The following is a 17,144-nucleotide window of genomic DNA, read 5'->3' on the forward strand; positions in this document are numbered from 1 at the left end:
TCTTAGCGCTTGCCCTTCCCACGTCAGAAGCCCGCTTCGATATCCACGCCGCTCGTCGCGATGGAGGCCCGCTCGGTCGATGCCATCCCGCGCGGCAAAGCGTGGCAATACGAACCCAAATGGGACGGCTTCCGCTGCCTGCTGAAACGCGCAGGCAACAAGGTCGACCTGCGCTCGAAATCCGGCGAGGATCTCGCCCGCTATTTCCCTGAGTTGGTCGCCGCGGCGCTGAGCGTAAAGGCAAAGTCGTTCGCGCTCGACGGCGAGATCGTGGTGCCGCACGGCCGGACATTCTCCTTCGACGATCTCCTGCAACGCATCCATCCGGCGGCCAGCCGCGTGACACGGCTCGCGCATGAAACGCCCGCCTTGTATCTGGCGTTCGACCTGCTGGCGTCGCCGACCGAGACGAAGCTTTCCGGACAGTCCTTGAGCACGCGCCGGCCGCAGCTCGAGGCTTTTGCCAAAGCGCAATTGAAATCCAATCCCGGCTTTCGGCTCTCGCCGGCGACAACGAGCTACACGACGGCGAAGACATGGCTGGCGCGCTCCGGCGGCGGATTCGACGGCGTGATCGCCAAACGCCTGGACCTGCCCTATCAGGCCGGCAATCGCGACGGCATGCAGAAGATCAAGAAATTCAGAAGCGCCGATTGCGTGATCGGCGGATTTCGCTATGCCACCAACAGGATCGGCCGCCGCAAGGTCGTCGGCTCGCTGCTGCTCGGCCTCTATGATGACGACGGCTTGTTGCACCATGTCGGCTTCACCTCGGCGATCAAGCAGCAGGACAAGCCAGCGCTCACCGATCGCCTCGAGCCGTTGATCGCCAAGCCCGGCTTCACAGGGAATGCACCGGGCGGTCCGAGCCGGTGGTCGACCGAACGCTCGGCACAATGGTGTCCGCTAAGGTCCAAGCTCGTAATCGAGGTCTGCTACGACCATTTCAGCGGCGACCGCTTTCGCCACGGCACCTCAATCCTGCGTTGGCGTCCGGACAAAGCGCCGACGCAATGCACGTTCGAGCAGCTGAAGCAGAAGGCGGTCGATCCGATGAAGCTGTTGAAGGCGTAGCCGTCAGCGGATCCATCCGGTCGCCAGCGCCGAGGCGAGTTCGGCCTGGCCGTGCTGCCTCGCCAGCGCCGCCATCGCTGCGTGGTCGTAGGGGATGTGGCGGAAGGTCACGGTCCAGTCGCCACCAACCTGTTCGAGGATCGCGTAGCGCGCGTCGGGCGAGCCGGCCTCGACGACATGCGGATGCGGCTTGCCGGCGCGATAGCCGGGCGAGCCGACGCTTCCGGGATTGACGATCAGCCGCCCATCGCGAAGCCGCACAGCACGCGCCGTATGAGTGTGCGCGCAGAGAATCAGCGATTGCGTGATGCCCGTGGCTTTGGCCTCGATCGCATCAAGCGCGGACATGCAGACTTCGCCGCCCGGCAGCACCGCCTCGAGCCAATAGGTCTCGTCATCCTGCGGCGTTGCGTGGCAGAGGAAAACCGCGTCGCGATAGACCGCATTGGCAGGCAGCGCGCGCAGCCAGTCGAGATGCTGCGGCTCGAGCTGGGTATAGGTCAGCCGCTCCCAGGAGCCCATCTTCTCGTGGGGGCGGTCGATCAGATAGCGGTCGTGATTACCCAGCAGATGGACCGCATCGAGCGCCATCAGCATGTCGATCGTCGGCCGCGCGTCGAGCGGCCCGCTCACCATGTCGCCGAGATCGACGATGTCGGAGATGCCCTGGGCGCGGATGTCGGACAGCACCGCTTCAAGCGCGAGGTGGTTGCCGTGGATATCGGCGATCGCAGCAAATCGCATGATGTGTTGTTCTCCCGTAGCCCGGATGAAGCGAAGCGTAATCCGGGGCCCAGCCTCGGCGGATCGAGCCTTCCCGGATTTCGCTTCGCTTCATCCGGGCTACGTCAGCGGGATCATGCAGGAGGCGTGCCGTTGGCCGCAAGCACCGGGCCGGCGAGGTACAGCGAGCCGGTGATCAGGATGCGCGGCGGCACCTCGTAGGCCAGCGTCGCGAGCCGCTGCAAGGCGGCGTCGACGCCGGATGCGATCTCGACCCGCATGCCGAGCGCACGCGCGGCGTCGGCGAGCTTGTCCGGCGCCATGCCGTTGTCGCGGCCGGGCACCGGCACCGCGATGATGTGTCGCGTCAGCCCGGCGAAATTGGCGAGGAAGGCGTTGGCATCCTTGTTGGCCATCATGCCTGCGATCACGACCAGCGGCCGCGACACCCGCTCCTCGAGATCGCCGAGCGCAGCAGCCGCAACGCGGCCGCCCTCGGCATTATGGCCACCATCGAGCCAGATCTCGGAGCCCTGCGGGCCCTGGCAGACCAGGCTGCCTGAGACCAATCGTTGCATCCGCGCCGGCCATTCCGCATTGACGATGCCGGCCTCGAAGGCTGCGATGTTGAGCTTGAACGCGTCGATCGCGCGCAGCGTTGCGATCGCAAGGCCCGCATTGTCGAACTGGTGCCGGCCGAACAGTTTTGGCGCGGCGAGATCGAGCAGGCCTCGCTCGTCCTGATAGACCAGCCGGCCACGCTCAACACCGACATGCCATTGCTGGCCGGCGGCATGCAGCGGCGCGCGCATGCGGCTCGCCTCCGCCTCGATCACCGCCATTGCCTCGGGCGCCTGTTCGGCGCACACCACCGGCACCTTGCGCTTGATGATCGCGGCCTTCTCGCCGGCGATCGCCGCCAGATTGTCGCCGAGGAATTCCATGTGATCCATGCTGACCGGCGTGATCACCGAAGCGAGCGGCGTCTCCACCACATTGGTGGAATCCAGCCGGCCGCCGAGGCCGACCTCGAGCAGCGCGACATCGGCCGGATGCTTGGCGAACAGGCAGAACGCCACCGCCGTCTCCATCTCGAAGACCGTGATCGGGTTGCCGGCGTTGATGCGCTCGCATTCCTCGAACGTCGCGCGCAGCTCGTCGTCGCCGACCAGCTTGCCGCCGCCGACCGCACCCAGCCGGTAGCATTCGTTGAGCCGCACCAGGTAGGGCGAGGTGAAGACGTGCACGCGCAGGCCTGATGCTTCGAGGATCGCGCGCAGATAGGCAACCGTCGAGCCCTTGCCGTTGGTGCCGGCGACATGGATCACCGGCGGCAGCTTGCGCTCGGGATGATCGAGCCGCTCCATCAGGCCGCGCATGCGATCGAGGCTGAGATCGATGCGCTTGGGATGCAGCGCCGATATCCGCGCGATCAACGCCTCGAACGAGGCTTGCGATGGGGCGGCGCTTGCGGTCACGCGTGCGGCGCAGCCGGCACCGTCTCCGGCGCCGTGACGATCTGGGCCGGCTCGGTGACCGGGGCCGTGGATTTCGATGCGGTTTCGAGCGCCGGCGCCTTGGTCAGCAGGCGGCACAGCCGCGCCAGCGTCGCCTTCATCTCGTGACGGTGCACGACCATGTCGACCATGCCGTGCTCGCGCAGATATTCGGCGCGCTGGAAGCCTTCCGGCAGCTTCTCGCGAATGGTCTGCTCGATCACGCGGGCGCCGGCGAAGCCGATCAGCGCACCGGGTTCGGCGATCTGGATGTCGCCGAGCATCGCATAGGACGCGGTGACGCCGCCGGTGGTCGGGTTGGTCAGCACCACGATGTAGGGCTGCTTCGCCTCGCGCAGCATCTGCACGCCCACCGTGGTGCGCGGCATCTGCATCAGCGACAGGATGCCTTCCTGCATCCGCGCGCCGCCGGATGCAGCGAACACGATGAACGGCGACTTCTTCTCGACCGCGAGCTCGAGCCCGCGCACCATCGCCTCACCGGCGGCCATGCCGAGCGAGCCGCCCATGAAATCGAAGTCCTGCACCGCGACCACCACGCCGGCGCCTTCGAGCTTGCCGTAACCGACCTTGATCGCGTCGTTCAGTCCGGTCTTGGCACGGGCATCCTTGATGCGGTCGGCGTATTTGCGCTCGTCGCGGAACTTGAGCGGATCGGCCGTCACCTCGGGCAACGCGACGTCGAACCAGGTCTCGTTGTCGAAGATCGACTTCAGCCGCGCCACCGCGCCCATCCGCATGTGGTAGTTCGAGCCGGGGATCACGAACTGGTTGGCCTCGACGTCCTTGTAGAACACGAGCTGCCCGGAATCCGGACACTTGATCCAGAGATTCTCCGGCGTCTCGCGCCGCAGGATGTTGCGGATCTTCGGCCGGACGACGTTGGTGAGCCAGTTCATGGTTCGCTCCGAAATGCGGGTCGGTCCCGCACCAGCTGGATATATGGCGGGCCGGGCGAACCCGGCAAGCCGCCATTGGCGGCCTTGTTGCCGCAAAATGTGGCTTATTCAGCGGCCTGCCTGGCGCCGCGGACCCCCTGCGCCAGCGCGGACACCAGGTCCGCCACCGCGCTCACGGTCTTCGGCGTCGCGCGGCCCTCGGCGTCGAGGTTGGCACGCACCGCATCGACGATCGCGGTACCGACCACCGCGCCATTGGCGCTTCCGGCGATCGCCCGCGCCGTCTCCGGGGTACGGATGCCGAAGCCGACGCAGACCGGGAGCTTGGTGTGCCGCTTGATGCGGGCGACGGCTTCGGCAACTGCGGTCGAATCGGCCGTCGCGGCGCCGGTGATGCCGGTGATCGAGACGTAATAGACAAAGCCCGAGGTGTTGGCGAGCACCGCCGGCAGGCGCTTGTCGTCGGTGGTCGGCGTCGCCAGCCGGATGAAGTTCAGCCCGGCCTTCATCGCAGGGATGCAGAGCTCGGTGTCTTCCTCCGGCGGCAGGTCGACGATGATCAACCCGTCGACGCCGGCGGTCTTGGCATCGGCCAGGAAGCCGTCGACGCCGTAGATGTAAATCGGATTGTAGTAGCCCATCAGCACGATCGGCGTGGCGTTGTCCTCCTTGCGGAAGTCGCGGACCATCGCCAGCGTCTTGCGCAGGGTCATGCCGCCCTTGAGCGCGCGCAGGCCTGCGGCCTGGATCGACGGGCCGTCGGCCATCGGATCGGTGAACGGCATGCCGATCTCGATGACGTCGGCACCGGCCTTGGGCAGCGCCTTCAGGATGTCGAGCGAGGTTTTTGCGTCGGGGTCGCCGGCCATCACGAAGGTGACGAAAGCGGAGCGGCCCTGCTGCTTCAGCTCGGCGAAACGTGCGTCGATACGGGTGGTCACTTCTTCCTCGCCTTCAAGATGTCGCCGACCTGCGGCACGTCCTTGTCGCCACGGCCCGAGAGGTTGACCACCATCAGATGATCCCTGGGCCGCTGCGGCGCGAGCTCGGACAATTTCGCGATGGCGTGCGCGGATTCCAGCGCGGGGATGATGCCTTCGAGCCGCGACAGCAGCTGGAATGCGGCGAGCGCTTCCTCGTCCGTCGCCGAGAGATATTTGACGCGGCCGGTCTCATGCAGCCAGGCGTGCTCGGGGCCGATGCCGGGATAGTCGAGGCCGGCGGAGATCGAGTGCGCTTCCTCGATCTGGCCGTCGGCGTCCATCAGCAGATAGGTGCGGTTGCCGTGCAGCACGCCGGGGCGCCCGCCGGCGAGCGAGGCGGCATGCAGCTGCGTCAGCCCGTGACCGGCGGCCTCGACGCCGAAAATCTCGACCGAGGGATCGTCGAGGAACGGATGGAACAGGCCCATTGCATTGGAGCCGCCGCCGATGCAGGCGATCAGCGAGTCCGGCAGGCGGCCCTCGGCTTCCTGCATCTGCGTGCGGGTCTCGCGGCCGATGATCGACTGGAAGTCGCGCACCATCATCGGATAAGGGTGCGGGCCCGCCACCGTGCCGATGCAATAGAAGGTGTTGTGCACGTTGGTGACCCAGTCGCGCAACGCGTCGTTCATCGCGTCCTTCAGCGTACGCGCGCCCGACTGCACCGGGACCACCTTGGCGCCGAGCATTTCCATGCGGATCACGTTCGGCTGCTGCCGCTCGACGTCGACCGCGCCCATATAGACCACGCATTCGAGCCCGAACCGCGCGCACAGCGTCGCCGTCGCCACGCCGTGCTGGCCGGCGCCGGTCTCGGCGATGATGCGCTTCTTGCCCATGCGGCGCGCGACCATGATTTGGCCGAGCACATTGTTGACCTTGTGCGAGCCGGTGTGGTTGAGCTCCTCGCGCTTCAGGTAGATTTTCGCCCCGCCGAGATGCTCGGTGAGCCGTTCGGCGAAGTACAGCGGCGAGGGCCGGCCGACATAGTCCTTCAGATAGACATTCATCTCGGCCTGGAATGCCGGATCGGCCTTGGCGTCGGCATAGGCCTTTTCGAGATCGAGGATCAGCGGCATCAGCGTTTCAGCGACGAAGCGTCCGCCGAAAATGCCGAAATGCCCGCGCTCATCGGGGCCGCTGCGGTAGGAATTGGGCAGGTTTTGATTCATCGAACCGTCAGTTCTCGGGTAGTTCTTTGGGTTGCGCGTGCGGCGCGGATGAAGGCGCGGATCAGCTCGGGATCCTTGATGCCGGGCGTGCGCTCGACGCCCGACGACACGTCGACTCCGCCGGCGCGGGTGACGCGGACGGCTTCAGTGACATTGCCGGCATTGAGCCCGCCGGAGACCATGTAGGGCAAAGCGAGATCGAGATTTTCCAGCAGGTGCCAGTCGAACGGCGCGCCGAGACCGCCCGGCCGCGTCGCATCCTTGGGCGCGCGGGCATCGAACAGGATGCGATCGGCGACGCCGGCATAGCCCGGCAGCGGCGCAAGGTCGGCCGAGGTCTCGACCGGCAGCGCCTTCATCAGCGGCAGGCCGAATTTCTGCTTGAGGTCGCGCAGCCGCGCCGTGGTCTCCTTGCCGTGCAATTGCAGGATGTCGGGTCGCAGCGTCTCGATGATGTTCTCGATGGTCGCGTCATCGGCATCGACGGTCAGCGCCACCTTGACGGCGCGTCCCTTGGCGCGGCTGCCGAGCTCGCGCGCGGTCTCCAGGCTGATATGGCGCGGCGACGGGGAGAAGAACACGAACCCCACCATGTCAGCGCCGCCCTCGAGCGCGACGTCGAGCGTCTCGCGCGTGGACAGGCCGCAGATTTTGACGAGCAGGGGCATGGTCTCGAAACGGGTCTTCAAAACGGGTTTTCGGGCGCCCGGAACAGGGGCAGGCCCGGGTCCGACGGGGCGGGTTCTACAACGTCGCGCCCTGCTTGTCTCGCCCATTGGGCCCGTAAAAGCCTGATAGGGCCGGGACCGGACGGCGCTGCGCGTCGTCCCGGGCGGCGGACCTGAGGTCGGCGAGCTCGGCGCGGACCTGGCGGGCGTCGGCCTCGTGCTGCCGGGCGGCGCGGCGCCACCGCCCCTGCCTGAACCAGGTCGCGATGCCGCCCGCGATCACACCCAGGATCGCGGAGGCAATGATGACGACAAACAGCGGCAGTGTGACCGCGATTGTCGGCGTCACAGAGTTGAAGGGGTCAAACGACACCGTCACCCAGTGCCGGTTAGCGACCGCAAAGATGATGAAGATCAGTCCGAGCGGAATGACGACCACTGCCGTGAAGAACTTTCGCATGACCATCTCTCGCAGCGATGGAGAAAGTGGCGGGCCGATCACCCGCAGCACGGCAACGTCTGATCTCGCGCGCTAGGCCGCAGCCTTGTCAGGCATCAGCCTCTCAAGCATCCGCCTTTTAAGCGTCGGCTTTGGACGCGTCGACCTTGGAGGCTCCCGCCTCGGTCTCGTCGCGATTGAGACGCTCGCGCATTTCCTTGCCGGTCTTGAAGAACGGCACGCTCTTCTGATCGACCGGCACATGCTCGCCGGTACGCGGATTGCGGCCGGCGCGCGCCGGGCGATGCTTCACCGAGAATGCGCCGAAACCGCGCAACTCGACACGGTCGCCACGCGCCAGCGCCGCGACGATTTCATCGAGAATCGCATTCACAATATTCTCGACATCCCGCTGATAGAGGTGCGGGTTGTGCTCGGCGATACGCTGAACAAGTTCGGATTTGATCATCGAAAGTGGGATCCGGGCTCTTGCGGAAACCCATTTCCGTGAAAATGCCGTGCACTGTCAAGACGCTAAATCGATTTAGAGCGCCGTGAAATCGCGTGACAAATAGCCCGATTGGGGCATGCAGCGATTCCCGCAGAGGGGGAATTCATCAAACAGCACACGTTTGGCAGCCGGTCAGTCGGTTCCGCCCGGACTCCACAATGCCAGCATGCCGTCCAGCCCGAACCGGTCGACCGCCTGGGCCACGCCGCCCTGCTCGATCCGCCGCGCGATGCCGCCGAGGCCAAGCGCATCGAGCGTCATGGATGCAGCCGTGCGCAGGAAGGTCAGGTCGCTGAAGCGCGGATTGAGCTTGTAAGTGCGCACCGGCAGGTCGCTTTTGACCTTCTTCTCCGCAACCAGCCAGGCGATCGCGGTCTTCTCGTCCCCGAGCTGATCGATCAGCTTGAGATCGACCGCCTGCCGGCCGGTGAAGACGCGACCGTCAGCGACCTTCTCCAGCAGGGCGTCGTCCATGCCGCGGCGCTCCTTCACCAATCCACGGAACCATGCATAGGAGTCCTTGACCAGGCCCTCGATCGCGGCGCGTGCCTCGGGGCTGGTCGGCTCCATGCCGTTGGGCGCAGCTTTCAGCGGGGAGGATTTGATCTCCTCCATCTTTACGCCGACGGTCTTGAGCAATTCCGAAACGTTCGGAAACTGGAAGAGCACGCCGATCGAGCCGACCAGCGAGGTCTGTTGGGCGACGATATGATCCGAGGCGATCGCCGTGATGTAGCCGCCCGAGGCGGCCAGGCCCTCGACCACGACGACCAGCGGCTTCTTCGCCTTCAACTGCATCAGCGAGTCGTAGAGCTGCTCGGAGCCTGCGGTGGTGCCGCCCGGCGAATTGATGTGCACGACAACCGCCGCATAGCTCGACTTGCCGAGCCGCTCCAGCGCTTCGACGCGTTCCTGGTCGCTGCGGATCAATCCGTCGATGTTGATCCGCGCGATCGCGTTCGATGCCGAGAGGCTGCCGCGGTCGCCGGCGGCGATCACGCCGACGCCGACGATGGCCGCGATCGCAATGACCGCAGCGGCGACGCGCCAGAACGTCAGCTTGCGCCTGATACGGCGGCGGTCGACGATCACATCCGAATCAAGCGACATCCGATCTCTCCAGAAATAGTCAGCGCGCAGTCCCGCGCGTTTTGCCGTCGCAGCGTCACCATCTGCTTAGCCAAATACATCAATTGCGGCGCAATTTGAAGAAAACAAGGCCCGTCCCATCGACGCATCCGGAGCCCGGATGAAGCGAAGCGCAATCCGGGAAAGTCCGCCGCGGGGATAAAGCCCCGGATTTCGCTTCGCTCCATCCGGGCTACGCCAAAAACAAAGGGCCCCGGTTCGCGCCGGGGCCCTCTAGTTGTTCGCTTAAATCGCCCGAACGCTTACTTGTCGGTGCCGCGGTTCTTCAGCGCGGTGCCGAGGATGTCGCCGAGCGTCGCACCCGAATCGGAGGAGCCGTACTGCGCGATGGCTTCCTTCTCTTCGGCGACTTCCAGCGCCTTGATCGAGACCTGCACCTTGCGGGCCTTCTTGTCGAACTGGATGACGCGGGCATCGACCTTCTCGCCGACGGCAAAGCGTTCGGCACGCTGGTCGTTGCGATCGCGGGCCAGCTCGGACCGCTTGATGAAGGTAGTGAACTCGGTGCCCGAAATCCGGACCTCGATGCCGCTCTCCTTCACTTCGAGCACTTCGCAGGTCACGACCGCGCCCTTCTTGACGTCGCCCGGCTCGGCGAAGGGGTCGCCTTCGAGCTGCTTGACGCCGAGCGAGATCCGCTCCTTCTCGACATCGACGTCGAGCACCACGGCCTTGACCATGTCGCCCTTCTTGAAGTTGTCGATGACCTGCTCGCCCGGAAGCTTCCAGTCGAGGTCGGAGAGATGGACCATGCCGTCGACGTCGCCGTCGAGGCCCAAGAAAAGTCCGAACTCGGTCTTGTTCTTGACCTCGCCTTCGACGGTCGAGCCGACCGGGAACTTCTCGACGAAGACTTCCCAGGGATTGCGCATGGTCTGCTTGAGACCGAGCGAGATGCGGCGCTTGACCGAATCGACTTCCAGCACCTGCACTTCGACTTCCTGCGAGGTCGAAACGATCTTGCCGGGGTGCATGTTCTTCTTGGTCCACGACATCTCGGAGACGTGGATCAGGCCTTCGATGCCCGGCTCTAGCTCGACGAACGCGCCGTAGTCGGTGATGTTGGTGACGCGGCCGGTGAAGCGGGCACCCAGCGGGTACTTGGCTTCGATGCCCTGCCACGGATCGTCCAGCAGCTGCTTCATGCCGAGCGAGATGCGGTGCGTCTCGTGGTTGATCTTGATGATCTTGACCTTGACGGTCTGGCCGATGGTCAGCACCTCGGTCGGGTGGTTGACGCGGCGCCAGGCGATGTCGGTCACGTGCAGCAGGCCGTCGATGCCGCCGAGATCAACGAACGCACCGTAATCGGTGATGTTCTTGACCACGCCGTCGATCACCTGACCCTCTTCGAGGTTCTGCACCAGCTCCTGGCGCTGCTCGGCGCGGGTCTCTTCGAGAACCGTGCGGCGCGACACCACGATGTTGCCGCGGCGGCGGTCCATCTTGAGGATCTGGAACGGCTGCGAGTTGTTCATCAGCGGCGCAACGTCGCGGATCGGACGAATGTCGACCTGCGAGCGCGGCAGGAACGCCACCGCACCGTCGAGGTCGACCGTGAAGCCGCCCTTGACCTGGTTGAAGATGACGCCGTTGACCTTTTCGTTGTTCTGGAACGCCTTCTCGAGCTTGCCCCAGCTCTCCTCGCGGCGCGCCTTGTCGCGCGACAGCACGGCTTCGCCAAGCGCATTCTCGATGCGGTCGAGGAACACCTCGACTTCGTCGCCGACCTTGAGGTCGCTCTCCCGGCCGGGGCCGGCGAATTCGCGCAGCGCGACGCGGCCTTCGGTCTTCAGGCCGACGTCGATGACGGCCATGTCCTTCTCAATTGCAACCACCTTGCCCTTGATGACCGAGCTTTCCTGCAAATTGCCGCCGGCAAAGGACTCATCAAGCATCGCCGCGAAGTCGTCGCGGGTCGGGGTGTAAGAAGACGCAGAATTCGAAACCATTTGATCTCCAGATGCGGGATTTCGCCGGCAGTTCGGGTTGATGGGCGCACCGCGCGTGAAGTGTCAGGGTTCCGCAAACCCTGACGACCGCTCATTGCAGGAGGTGCAACAGCGGGCCGGCAGCAAGACTGCACGTTCGGTACGTTTTGATAATCCGGAGCGTGATCACGAAAATATCGACTGCAAGACCTGGGAGCGGGCGTTCCTCCAGATGCGGCGTCAGTTTCGTTTGAGGATGGCTCAAACCCGGCGCCGGCCCGCTCAGACACGATCTCGACAATGTCGATGGTGCTCCGAACGGCGCTGATATAGCCGTGCGGGCACCTTTCGGCAAGCAGGAAATGCCCCATTTTGCTGGGGTTTCGGGCCGAAAGGCCCGCCCGTGCCTGCGATTCTAGCGTTTTGCGCGGGCCGCCTCGACGATGGCAATGGCGGCGCGGACGCCGGCCTCGATGTCGAGGTTGGAATTGTCCAGCGTGTGGGCGTCAGCCGCCGGCCGCAACGGCGCAATGGTCCGGTTCTGGTCGCGCTCGTCGCGCTTGAGGATGTCGGCGAGCACGGCCTCCTCGTCGGCATCCTCGCCGCGGGCCCGGGCTTCCAGGGTACGCCGGCGCGCCCGCACGCGGGGATCGGCGACCACGAAGATCTTCACATCGGCATCGGGGCAGATCACGGTGCCGATGTCGCGCCCATCCAGCACCGCGCCGGGCGGATCGGCCGCGAACTGGCGCTGGAAATTCACCAGCGCCTCGCGCACCTTGGGAAAGGCCGAGACAACGGATGCGCCCTCGCCGACCTTCTGGGTCTTCAGGATCGGATTGCCGAATTTCTCGGGATCGAGCTCGAGCGCGACGGCCACTGCCAGCATCTCGTCGTTGAGGTCGGCGCCCTGCGCCATCATCGCATAGGCCACCGCGCGGTAGATCACGCCGGTGTCGAGATGGCGATAGCCGTAATGGTGGGCGAGCCGCTTGCCGAGCGTGCCCTTGCCGGAGGCGGCCGGTCCGTCGATGGCGATGATCATGCGAAATCAGCTCCAAGCGAGCGCATCATCGGGATGAAGTCCGGAAAACTTGTGGCAATGAAGGCGGTGTCGTCGACCTTCACCGGCCGGTCCGAAGCACAGCCCATCACCAGCGCCGACATCGCGATGCGATGATCCATGTGGGTGGCGACGAGACCGTCGCCCGGGACATGGCCGCGGCCCTCGACGATCAGATCGTCGCCGGAGACCTCGACCGTGACGCCATTGACCCGCAGCATGTCCGCGGTCGCTTCGAGGCGGTCGGATTCCTTGACCCGCAGCTCCTGCAAGCCGCGCATGATCGTGGTGCCCTCGGCAAACGCAGCCGCAACCGCGAGCACCAGATATTCGTCGATCATCGACGGCGCGCGCTCCGGCGGCACCTCGACGCCCCTGAGCTTCGAGGCACGGACGCGCAATTGCGCCATCGGCTCGCCGCCATCGCCGCGCACCTCGCTCTCCTCGATCGCCGCGCCCATTTCGCGCAGCGTGGTGAACAGGCCGGTGCGCAGCGGATTGGTCATCACGTCGGAGAACATGACGTCGGATCCCTGGACGATCAGCGCCGCGACGATCGGAAACGCCGCGGAGGACGGATCGGCCGGCACCACGATTTCGGCGCCGCGCAGCTCAGGCTCGCCATTCAGCGTGATCCGGCGGCCATGGCTGCCTTCCTTTTCGGAGGAGATCTCGGCGCCGAAATGCTTCAGCATCAATTCGGTGTGGTCGCGGCTCGCCTCCTGCTCGATCACGGTGGTGACGCCGGGCGCGGACAGCCCCGCCAGCAGCACCGCGGACTTGATCTGGGCCGAGGCGACCGGCGTCTTGTAGACGATCGGCACCGGATAGCGGGCACCATGCAGGGTCAGCGGCAGCCGGCCGCCGGCCCCGATATCGCTGGTCCGGGCGCCCATCAGCTCCAGGGGATCGAGGATCCGGCGCATCGGGCGCGACCGCAGCGAGGCGTCGCCATCGAAGATGGCCGCGATCGGGCATCCCGCCACCGCGCCCATCACCAGCCGGCAGCCGGTGCCGGAATTGCCGAAATCGAGCGGGGCTGCGGGCTGGGCGAAGCCGCCGACGCCGACGCCTGCGACCGACCAGGCAAAAGGCGCGGTCCGCTCCACTTTGGCGCCCAGTGCGCGCATCGATTTGGCGGTGTTGAGGACGTCCTCGCCCTCCAAAAGGCCGGAAATGCGGGTTTCGCCTACCGAAAGCGCTCCCAGGATCAGGGCACGGTGGGAAATCGATTTGTCGCCGGGGACGCGGACCTTGCCGGCCAGGGGGCCGCAGGCGCGCGATTCCAGCGGGGTCGGGATGTCAGAATGGGCCAAGACTGTGTCCTCTCGCGCCGCGGCAGGTATCACATAGGCAACACCGCGTCACGCGCCCGTCACTTGCGCGCAAACCGCTATTGACAGCGGCCCCTCAACTAGCCAAGTGAAGCACCGTTTTTCAGCAAAATTCTGGGATGACCACGTGGCCAAGTCCGAGCTCGGAACCAAGCGCATTTGCCCGACCACGGGCAAGAAGTTCTACGACCTCAACAAGAACCCGGTGATTTCGCCCTACACCGGCGAGGTCGTGCCGATCGCGCCGGTGGCCCCGCCGCGGGGCCGTGGCGCCACCGTCAATTCGCCTGCGACCGCCGCCGACATGCCGGAACCCGCCGAGGCCGAAGAGTTGGTCTCGCTGGAGGAGGCCGATGCCGAGGAGAACACCGGCAAGGTCAAGGCCCAGGTTCCCGAATCCGAGGACGATATCGAGGTCGATGAGACCATCGACGACGATGACGACGACGATTCGACCTTCATCGCCGACGAGGAAGAGGGCGATGAGGACGTGACCGACATCATTGGTGACGTCGGCGGTGATGAAGAGACTTGAGATCGGCGCCGATCTATGATCAACGGTGCTGCCGCGCGAGTCATCCAGGCCGCGCGGATCGGGATCGATCCCCCAGGATCATCCCACTGGAATATGGGGCCATAGCTCAGCTGGGAGAGCGCTTGCATGGCATGCAAGAGGTCGGCGGTTCGATCCCGCCTGGCTCCACCAGCCTTCGCTCGCTTCGCGAGCTACGGCTCGGCAAGCCTGGGGAAGTCCCTCGTAGCGAAGTGAACGAAGGCTGCCGCGGCGTAGCCCGAAGGGCGAAGCCGGGCTCTCACCGAATTCAAATACGCTAGCATGCTCCCCATCCGCCGCGCGGGGAGCCTCATGAAATACGTCTACATTCTCGAAAGCCTCGACGGCCTGCACTTCTACGTCGGGCTCACCGACGTTCTGCGGGCCAGACTGGCCAAGCACAACGCTGGCGAAGTGCCCCATACATCCAAATATGGGCCTTGGCGGCTCAAGACCTACGTTGCCTTCAGCGACGAGAAGCAGGCCGTTGCTTTTGAAAGATACCTGAAGTCCGCCTCCGGCCGCGCCTTCGCCAAGAAGCGCCTCTAGCCGCAGCTCGCACCGCCCGCTACTCCCCCAGCACCGCGTTCAACCGATCACGCAACGCGACGATCTCGTCCTTCATCGCCAGCAACTCCCCGACCGTGCAGTCTGATGCCGCGAGGATCGACTGCGGGACGGCTTTTGCCTTTTCGCGCAGGGCGTGGCCCTGCGGCGTCAGCGTGATCAGGACGATCCGCTCGTCCGCGCTGCTGCGGGTTCGGCTGATCAGCTCGGCCGCCTCCAGCCGCTTCAGGAGCGGCGTCAGCGTGCCGGAATCCAGGAACAGGCGCTCGCCGAGGTCCTTCACGGGCACGTCGTCGCGCTCCCACAGCGCCAGCATCACCAGATACTGCGGATAGGTCAGCCCGAGCCGGTCGAGCAGCGGCTTGTAGACGCGGTTGAAGGCGTGCGCGGTCGAATAGACCGCAAAGCAGATCTGGTTATCGAGCCGCAGCGCCTGATCCGCCGCCGTCTGTTTCCTGACCATGATTGTCATCGAATCCATCTCGTTTCCGGGTCATTCTGGGCTCAAGGGACCGTGGATTCAATTGCGGACAATTAAATGGGAGGCTCCATAATTTATATTGCGCACAATTCAATTGGATGCAATACATGCATCGCCGAATTCAAACCGGCCCACAATCAAGGGAGACCACGATGTCTGTGAACGTGCTCTACAAGACCAGCGCCAAGGCCACCGGCGGCCGCGACGGCCATGCGGCGACGCTCGACGGCGCGCTCGACGTCAAGCTCACGACCCCGAAGGAGCTCGGTGGCGGCGGCGGCGCCGGCAACAATCCGGAGCAGCTGTTCGCGGCCGGGTATGCCGCCTGCTTCATCGGCGCGATGAAGTTCGTGGCCTCGCAGGGTGGACCCAAGGTTCCCGCCGACGCCGCGGTGACCTCGACGGTCGGCATCGGCCCGCGCTCGGAGGGCGGCTTCGGCCTCGCCGTGGACCTCGCCATCTCGCTGCCGGGCCTGTCCCGCGCTGACGCCGAAGCGCTGGTCGAGAAGGCCCACCAGGTGTGCCCCTACTCCAACGCCACCCGCGGCAATGTCGACGTCAAGCTGACCGTCGTGTAGAGCCCTTTCCGTTCCGATTGAATCGGAACGGGGCCCTAGACTCTTCTTTTGACGCGTTTTCTTCACGCGAACCGGTATCCACTTCGCTCGAAAACGCTCTCATTCCACATCACGCAATGGTCCGCCGCGATACGTGGCGGACCATTGTCTTTCAGATGCCGGTTCGTTTGGCGAACGCCCGCGCCGCCCCTGCATGGGCCTGCGCCGATCAAAGCATTGCTGCCTTGCCTGAAGACCGTTAGCTCTGGGACCGCATTTCCAATCCCAACTGAGCGAAGGTTGTTTCCATGAATACCCCAGCGGCTGCGGGCGCGATGACCGGACTGCGCGTGATCGATCTGACGCGCGTGCTCGGCGGCCCGTATTGCACCCAGATTCTCGCCGACCACGGCGCCGATGTGATCAAGGTCGAGCCGCCCGCCGGCGACGAGGTGCGCGAGTGGGGCCCTCCCTTCCATGAGGAAGACGCGGCCTATTTCGTCGGCATCAACCGCAACAAGCGCTCGATCGGCCTCGACCTCGCCTCCGAAGGCGGACGCGCGGTGCTGATGAAGATGCTCGAGACCGCCGACGTGCTGATCGAGAATTTCAAGCCGGGTACGCTCGACAAATGGGGCATCGGAAACGACGTGCTGCGCGCGAAGTTTCCGCGCCTCGTGCATTGCCGGATCTCCGGCTTCGGCGCCGACGGCCCGCGCGGCGGCAACCCCGGCTATGATGCAATCATCCAGGCGATGACCGGCATGATCGCGGCCACCGGCTCGCCGGAGAGCGGCCCGATGCGCATCGGCGTGCCGCTGGTCGATATCACGACTGGTCTTTATGCCGCGATCGGGATCCTGATGGCGCTGTCGGAGCGGCAGCGCTCCGGGCTCGGCCAGTTCATCGAGACCACGTTGTACGAGACCGGGCTTGCGATCATGCATCCGCACACCGCGAACTACTTCATGCACGGCAAGCCGCCACAGCTCACCGGCAACGAGCATCCGAACCTCGTGCCCTACGCGATCTTCCCGACCAAGACCGACAACATCTTCATCGGCGTCGGCAATGACGGCACGTTCCGCAAGCTCGCCAAGGAGATCGGCAAGCCGGAGCTCGGCACCGATCCGCGCTTTGCCCGCAACAAGGACCGCATCGCCAACCGCGATGCGCTGCGGATCGAGCTTGCGGCGGTGTTCAGCCAGCACGAGGCCGAGCCGCTGTGCAACCGGCTGCTCGCCGCCGGCCTGCCGGCCGGCCCCGTGCAGAAGATCGACCAGGCGCTGACCAACCCGCACACCATCCATCGCGGCGACGTCATCGAGAAGGATTGGTACAAGGGCGTCGCCTCGCCGATCCGGCTCGAACGCACCAAGCCAAGCTTGCGCCGCACGCCGCCGAAATTCAGCCAGCACGCCACGGAAGTGCTCCGCGAGTTCGGCTACTCAAAGGACGAGATCAACGGCCTGGTCGACAAGGGCGTGGTCTGCGGCCCCCAGCGCAAGCGCTGACACAACCAT

The 17,144-nt window shown here is 65.2% G+C and carries 18 protein-coding genes and 1 tRNA gene; 6 read left to right on the top strand and 13 right to left on the bottom strand.

What is annotated here, in order from left to right:
• Nucleotides 1-9 precede the first annotated feature (9 nt).
• Entirely contained in the window at nucleotides 10-1,074 is a 1,065-nt protein-coding gene (locus ACVINW_RS10345; RefSeq protein ID WP_456751200.1) for an ATP-dependent DNA ligase, read from the top strand.
• 3 nt (nucleotides 1,075-1,077) lie between these two features.
• On the opposite strand, the gene ACVINW_RS10350 is transcribed toward ACVINW_RS10345, so the two are convergent.
• The 12 genes from ACVINW_RS10350 to aroA all read right to left on the bottom strand — a co-directional run bounded on the left by ACVINW_RS10350 (nucleotide 1,078) and on the right by aroA (nucleotide 13,445).
• A complete protein-coding gene (locus tag ACVINW_RS10350; protein WP_456751201.1) occupies nucleotides 1,078-1,818 on the bottom strand; it encodes a metallophosphoesterase family protein in 741 nt (246 codons plus the stop codon).
• A gap of 113 nt (nucleotides 1,819-1,931) precedes the next feature.
• Nucleotides 1,932-3,176: a bifunctional folylpolyglutamate synthase/dihydrofolate synthase gene (locus ACVINW_RS10355; protein WP_456756361.1), complete on the bottom strand. Its 1,245-nt coding sequence runs from the start codon at nucleotides 3,174-3,176 to the stop codon at nucleotides 1,932-1,934.
• A 95-nt stretch (nucleotides 3,177-3,271) separates the two neighbouring features.
• Complete coding sequence (gene accD / locus ACVINW_RS10360; protein WP_456751202.1) at nucleotides 3,272-4,213, bottom strand: acetyl-CoA carboxylase, carboxyltransferase subunit beta; 942 nt, start codon at nucleotides 4,211-4,213, stop codon at nucleotides 3,272-3,274.
• Between the two features lie 104 nt (nucleotides 4,214-4,317).
• On the bottom strand, nucleotides 4,318-5,154 hold the full coding sequence (trpA, locus tag ACVINW_RS10365; RefSeq protein WP_456751203.1) for a tryptophan synthase subunit alpha: 837 nt from the start codon (nucleotides 5,152-5,154) through the stop codon (nucleotides 4,318-4,320).
• Nucleotides 5,151-6,368 (bottom strand): tryptophan synthase subunit beta, encoded by a 1,218-nt coding sequence (trpB, locus tag ACVINW_RS10370; protein WP_456751204.1) that lies wholly within the window; start codon nucleotides 6,366-6,368, stop codon nucleotides 5,151-5,153. Before trpB ends, trpA begins: the two co-directional genes overlap by 4 nt.
• Complete coding sequence (locus ACVINW_RS10375; RefSeq protein WP_456751205.1) at nucleotides 6,365-7,036, bottom strand: phosphoribosylanthranilate isomerase; 672 nt, start codon at nucleotides 7,034-7,036, stop codon at nucleotides 6,365-6,367. Before ACVINW_RS10375 ends, trpB begins: the two co-directional genes overlap by 4 nt.
• A gap of 76 nt (nucleotides 7,037-7,112) precedes the next feature.
• Entirely contained in the window at nucleotides 7,113-7,496 is a 384-nt protein-coding gene (locus ACVINW_RS10380) for a LapA family protein (protein ID WP_456751206.1), read from the bottom strand.
• 118 nt (nucleotides 7,497-7,614) lie between these two features.
• Nucleotides 7,615-7,944: an integration host factor subunit beta gene (locus tag ACVINW_RS10385; RefSeq protein WP_456751207.1), complete on the bottom strand. Its 330-nt coding sequence runs from the start codon at nucleotides 7,942-7,944 to the stop codon at nucleotides 7,615-7,617.
• Nucleotides 7,945-8,118: 174 nt separating this feature from the next.
• A complete protein-coding gene (sppA, locus tag ACVINW_RS10390) occupies nucleotides 8,119-9,096 on the bottom strand; it encodes a signal peptide peptidase SppA (RefSeq protein ID WP_456751208.1) in 978 nt (325 codons plus the stop codon).
• 281 nt (nucleotides 9,097-9,377) lie between these two features.
• Nucleotides 9,378-11,087 carry a 30S ribosomal protein S1 gene (gene rpsA, locus ACVINW_RS10395; protein ID WP_076863580.1) on the bottom strand — a complete coding sequence of 570 codons (1,710 nt, stop codon included), beginning with the start codon at nucleotides 11,085-11,087 and terminating at the stop codon, nucleotides 9,378-9,380.
• A gap of 394 nt (nucleotides 11,088-11,481) precedes the next feature.
• Nucleotides 11,482-12,111: a (d)CMP kinase gene (gene cmk, locus ACVINW_RS10400; RefSeq protein ID WP_456751209.1), complete on the bottom strand. Its 630-nt coding sequence runs from the start codon at nucleotides 12,109-12,111 to the stop codon at nucleotides 11,482-11,484.
• Nucleotides 12,108-13,445 (bottom strand): 3-phosphoshikimate 1-carboxyvinyltransferase, encoded by a 1,338-nt coding sequence (aroA, locus tag ACVINW_RS10405; protein ID WP_456751210.1) that lies wholly within the window; start codon nucleotides 13,443-13,445, stop codon nucleotides 12,108-12,110. Before aroA ends, cmk begins: the two co-directional genes overlap by 4 nt.
• 145 nt (nucleotides 13,446-13,590) lie before the next feature.
• Between aroA and ACVINW_RS10410 the strand changes: the two genes are divergently transcribed.
• From ACVINW_RS10410 to ACVINW_RS10420, 3 genes are all read left to right on the top strand, one after another.
• Nucleotides 13,591-13,998: a TIGR02300 family protein gene (locus ACVINW_RS10410; protein ID WP_456751211.1), complete on the top strand. Its 408-nt coding sequence runs from the start codon at nucleotides 13,591-13,593 to the stop codon at nucleotides 13,996-13,998.
• A gap of 95 nt (nucleotides 13,999-14,093) precedes the next feature.
• A tRNA-Ala gene (locus tag ACVINW_RS10415) sits at nucleotides 14,094-14,169 on the top strand.
• A 159-nt stretch (nucleotides 14,170-14,328) separates the two neighbouring features.
• Entirely contained in the window at nucleotides 14,329-14,565 is a 237-nt protein-coding gene (locus ACVINW_RS10420; protein ID WP_456751212.1) for a GIY-YIG nuclease family protein, read from the top strand.
• A 19-nt stretch (nucleotides 14,566-14,584) separates the two neighbouring features.
• Here the strand turns inward: ACVINW_RS10420 and ACVINW_RS10425 are convergent, their stop codons facing one another.
• On the bottom strand, nucleotides 14,585-15,046 hold the full coding sequence (locus ACVINW_RS10425; RefSeq protein ID WP_456756362.1) for a MarR family winged helix-turn-helix transcriptional regulator: 462 nt from the start codon (nucleotides 15,044-15,046) through the stop codon (nucleotides 14,585-14,587).
• 170 nt (nucleotides 15,047-15,216) lie between these two features.
• Here ACVINW_RS10425 and ACVINW_RS10430 point away from each other — a divergent pair, with 170 nt between their 5' ends.
• On the top strand, nucleotides 15,217-15,642 hold the full coding sequence (locus tag ACVINW_RS10430) for an organic hydroperoxide resistance protein (protein WP_456751213.1): 426 nt from the start codon (nucleotides 15,217-15,219) through the stop codon (nucleotides 15,640-15,642).
• Between the two features lie 287 nt (nucleotides 15,643-15,929).
• On the top strand, nucleotides 15,930-17,135 hold the full coding sequence (locus ACVINW_RS10435; RefSeq protein WP_456751214.1) for a CaiB/BaiF CoA transferase family protein: 1,206 nt from the start codon (nucleotides 15,930-15,932) through the stop codon (nucleotides 17,133-17,135).
• Nucleotides 17,136-17,144 lie beyond the last annotated feature (9 nt).

This window comes from Bradyrhizobium sp. USDA 4461, assembly GCF_054055655.1.

What these genes read in the sequence shown, in the direction of transcription:
- ACVINW_RS10350 (WP_456751201.1), bottom strand. Translation starts at nt 1,818, where the DNA reads ATGCGATTTGCTGCGATCGCCGATATCCACGGCAACCACCTCGCGCTT.
- ACVINW_RS10355 (WP_456756361.1), bottom strand. Translation starts at nt 3,176, where the DNA reads ATGCGCGGCCTGATGGAGCGGCTCGATCATCCCGAGCGCAAGCTGCCG.
- accD (WP_456751202.1), bottom strand. Translation starts at nt 4,213, where the DNA reads ATGAACTGGCTCACCAACGTCGTCCGGCCGAAGATCCGCAACATCCTG.
- trpB (WP_456751204.1), bottom strand. Translation starts at nt 6,368, where the DNA reads ATGAATCAAAACCTGCCCAATTCCTACCGCAGCGGCCCCGATGAGCGC.
- ACVINW_RS10375 (WP_456751205.1), bottom strand. Translation starts at nt 7,036, where the DNA reads ATGCCCCTGCTCGTCAAAATCTGCGGCCTGTCCACGCGCGAGACGCTC.
- ACVINW_RS10380 (WP_456751206.1), bottom strand. Translation starts at nt 7,496, where the DNA reads ATGCGAAAGTTCTTCACGGCAGTGGTCGTCATTCCGCTCGGACTGATC.
- ACVINW_RS10385 (WP_456751207.1), bottom strand. Translation starts at nt 7,944, where the DNA reads ATGATCAAATCCGAACTTGTTCAGCGTATCGCCGAGCACAACCCGCAC.
- sppA (WP_456751208.1), bottom strand. Translation starts at nt 9,096, where the DNA reads ATGTCGCTTGATTCGGATGTGATCGTCGACCGCCGCCGTATCAGGCGC.
- rpsA (WP_076863580.1), bottom strand. Translation starts at nt 11,087, where the DNA reads ATGGTTTCGAATTCTGCGTCTTCTTACACCCCGACCCGCGACGACTTC.
- cmk (WP_456751209.1), bottom strand. Translation starts at nt 12,111, where the DNA reads ATGATCATCGCCATCGACGGACCGGCCGCCTCCGGCAAGGGCACGCTC.
- ACVINW_RS10420 (WP_456751212.1), top strand. Translation starts at nt 14,329, where the DNA reads ATGAAATACGTCTACATTCTCGAAAGCCTCGACGGCCTGCACTTCTAC.
- ACVINW_RS10425 (WP_456756362.1), bottom strand. Translation starts at nt 15,046, where the DNA reads ATGGTCAGGAAACAGACGGCGGCGGATCAGGCGCTGCGGCTCGATAAC.
- ACVINW_RS10430 (WP_456751213.1), top strand. Translation starts at nt 15,217, where the DNA reads ATGTCTGTGAACGTGCTCTACAAGACCAGCGCCAAGGCCACCGGCGGC.
- ACVINW_RS10435 (WP_456751214.1), top strand. Translation starts at nt 15,930, where the DNA reads ATGAATACCCCAGCGGCTGCGGGCGCGATGACCGGACTGCGCGTGATC.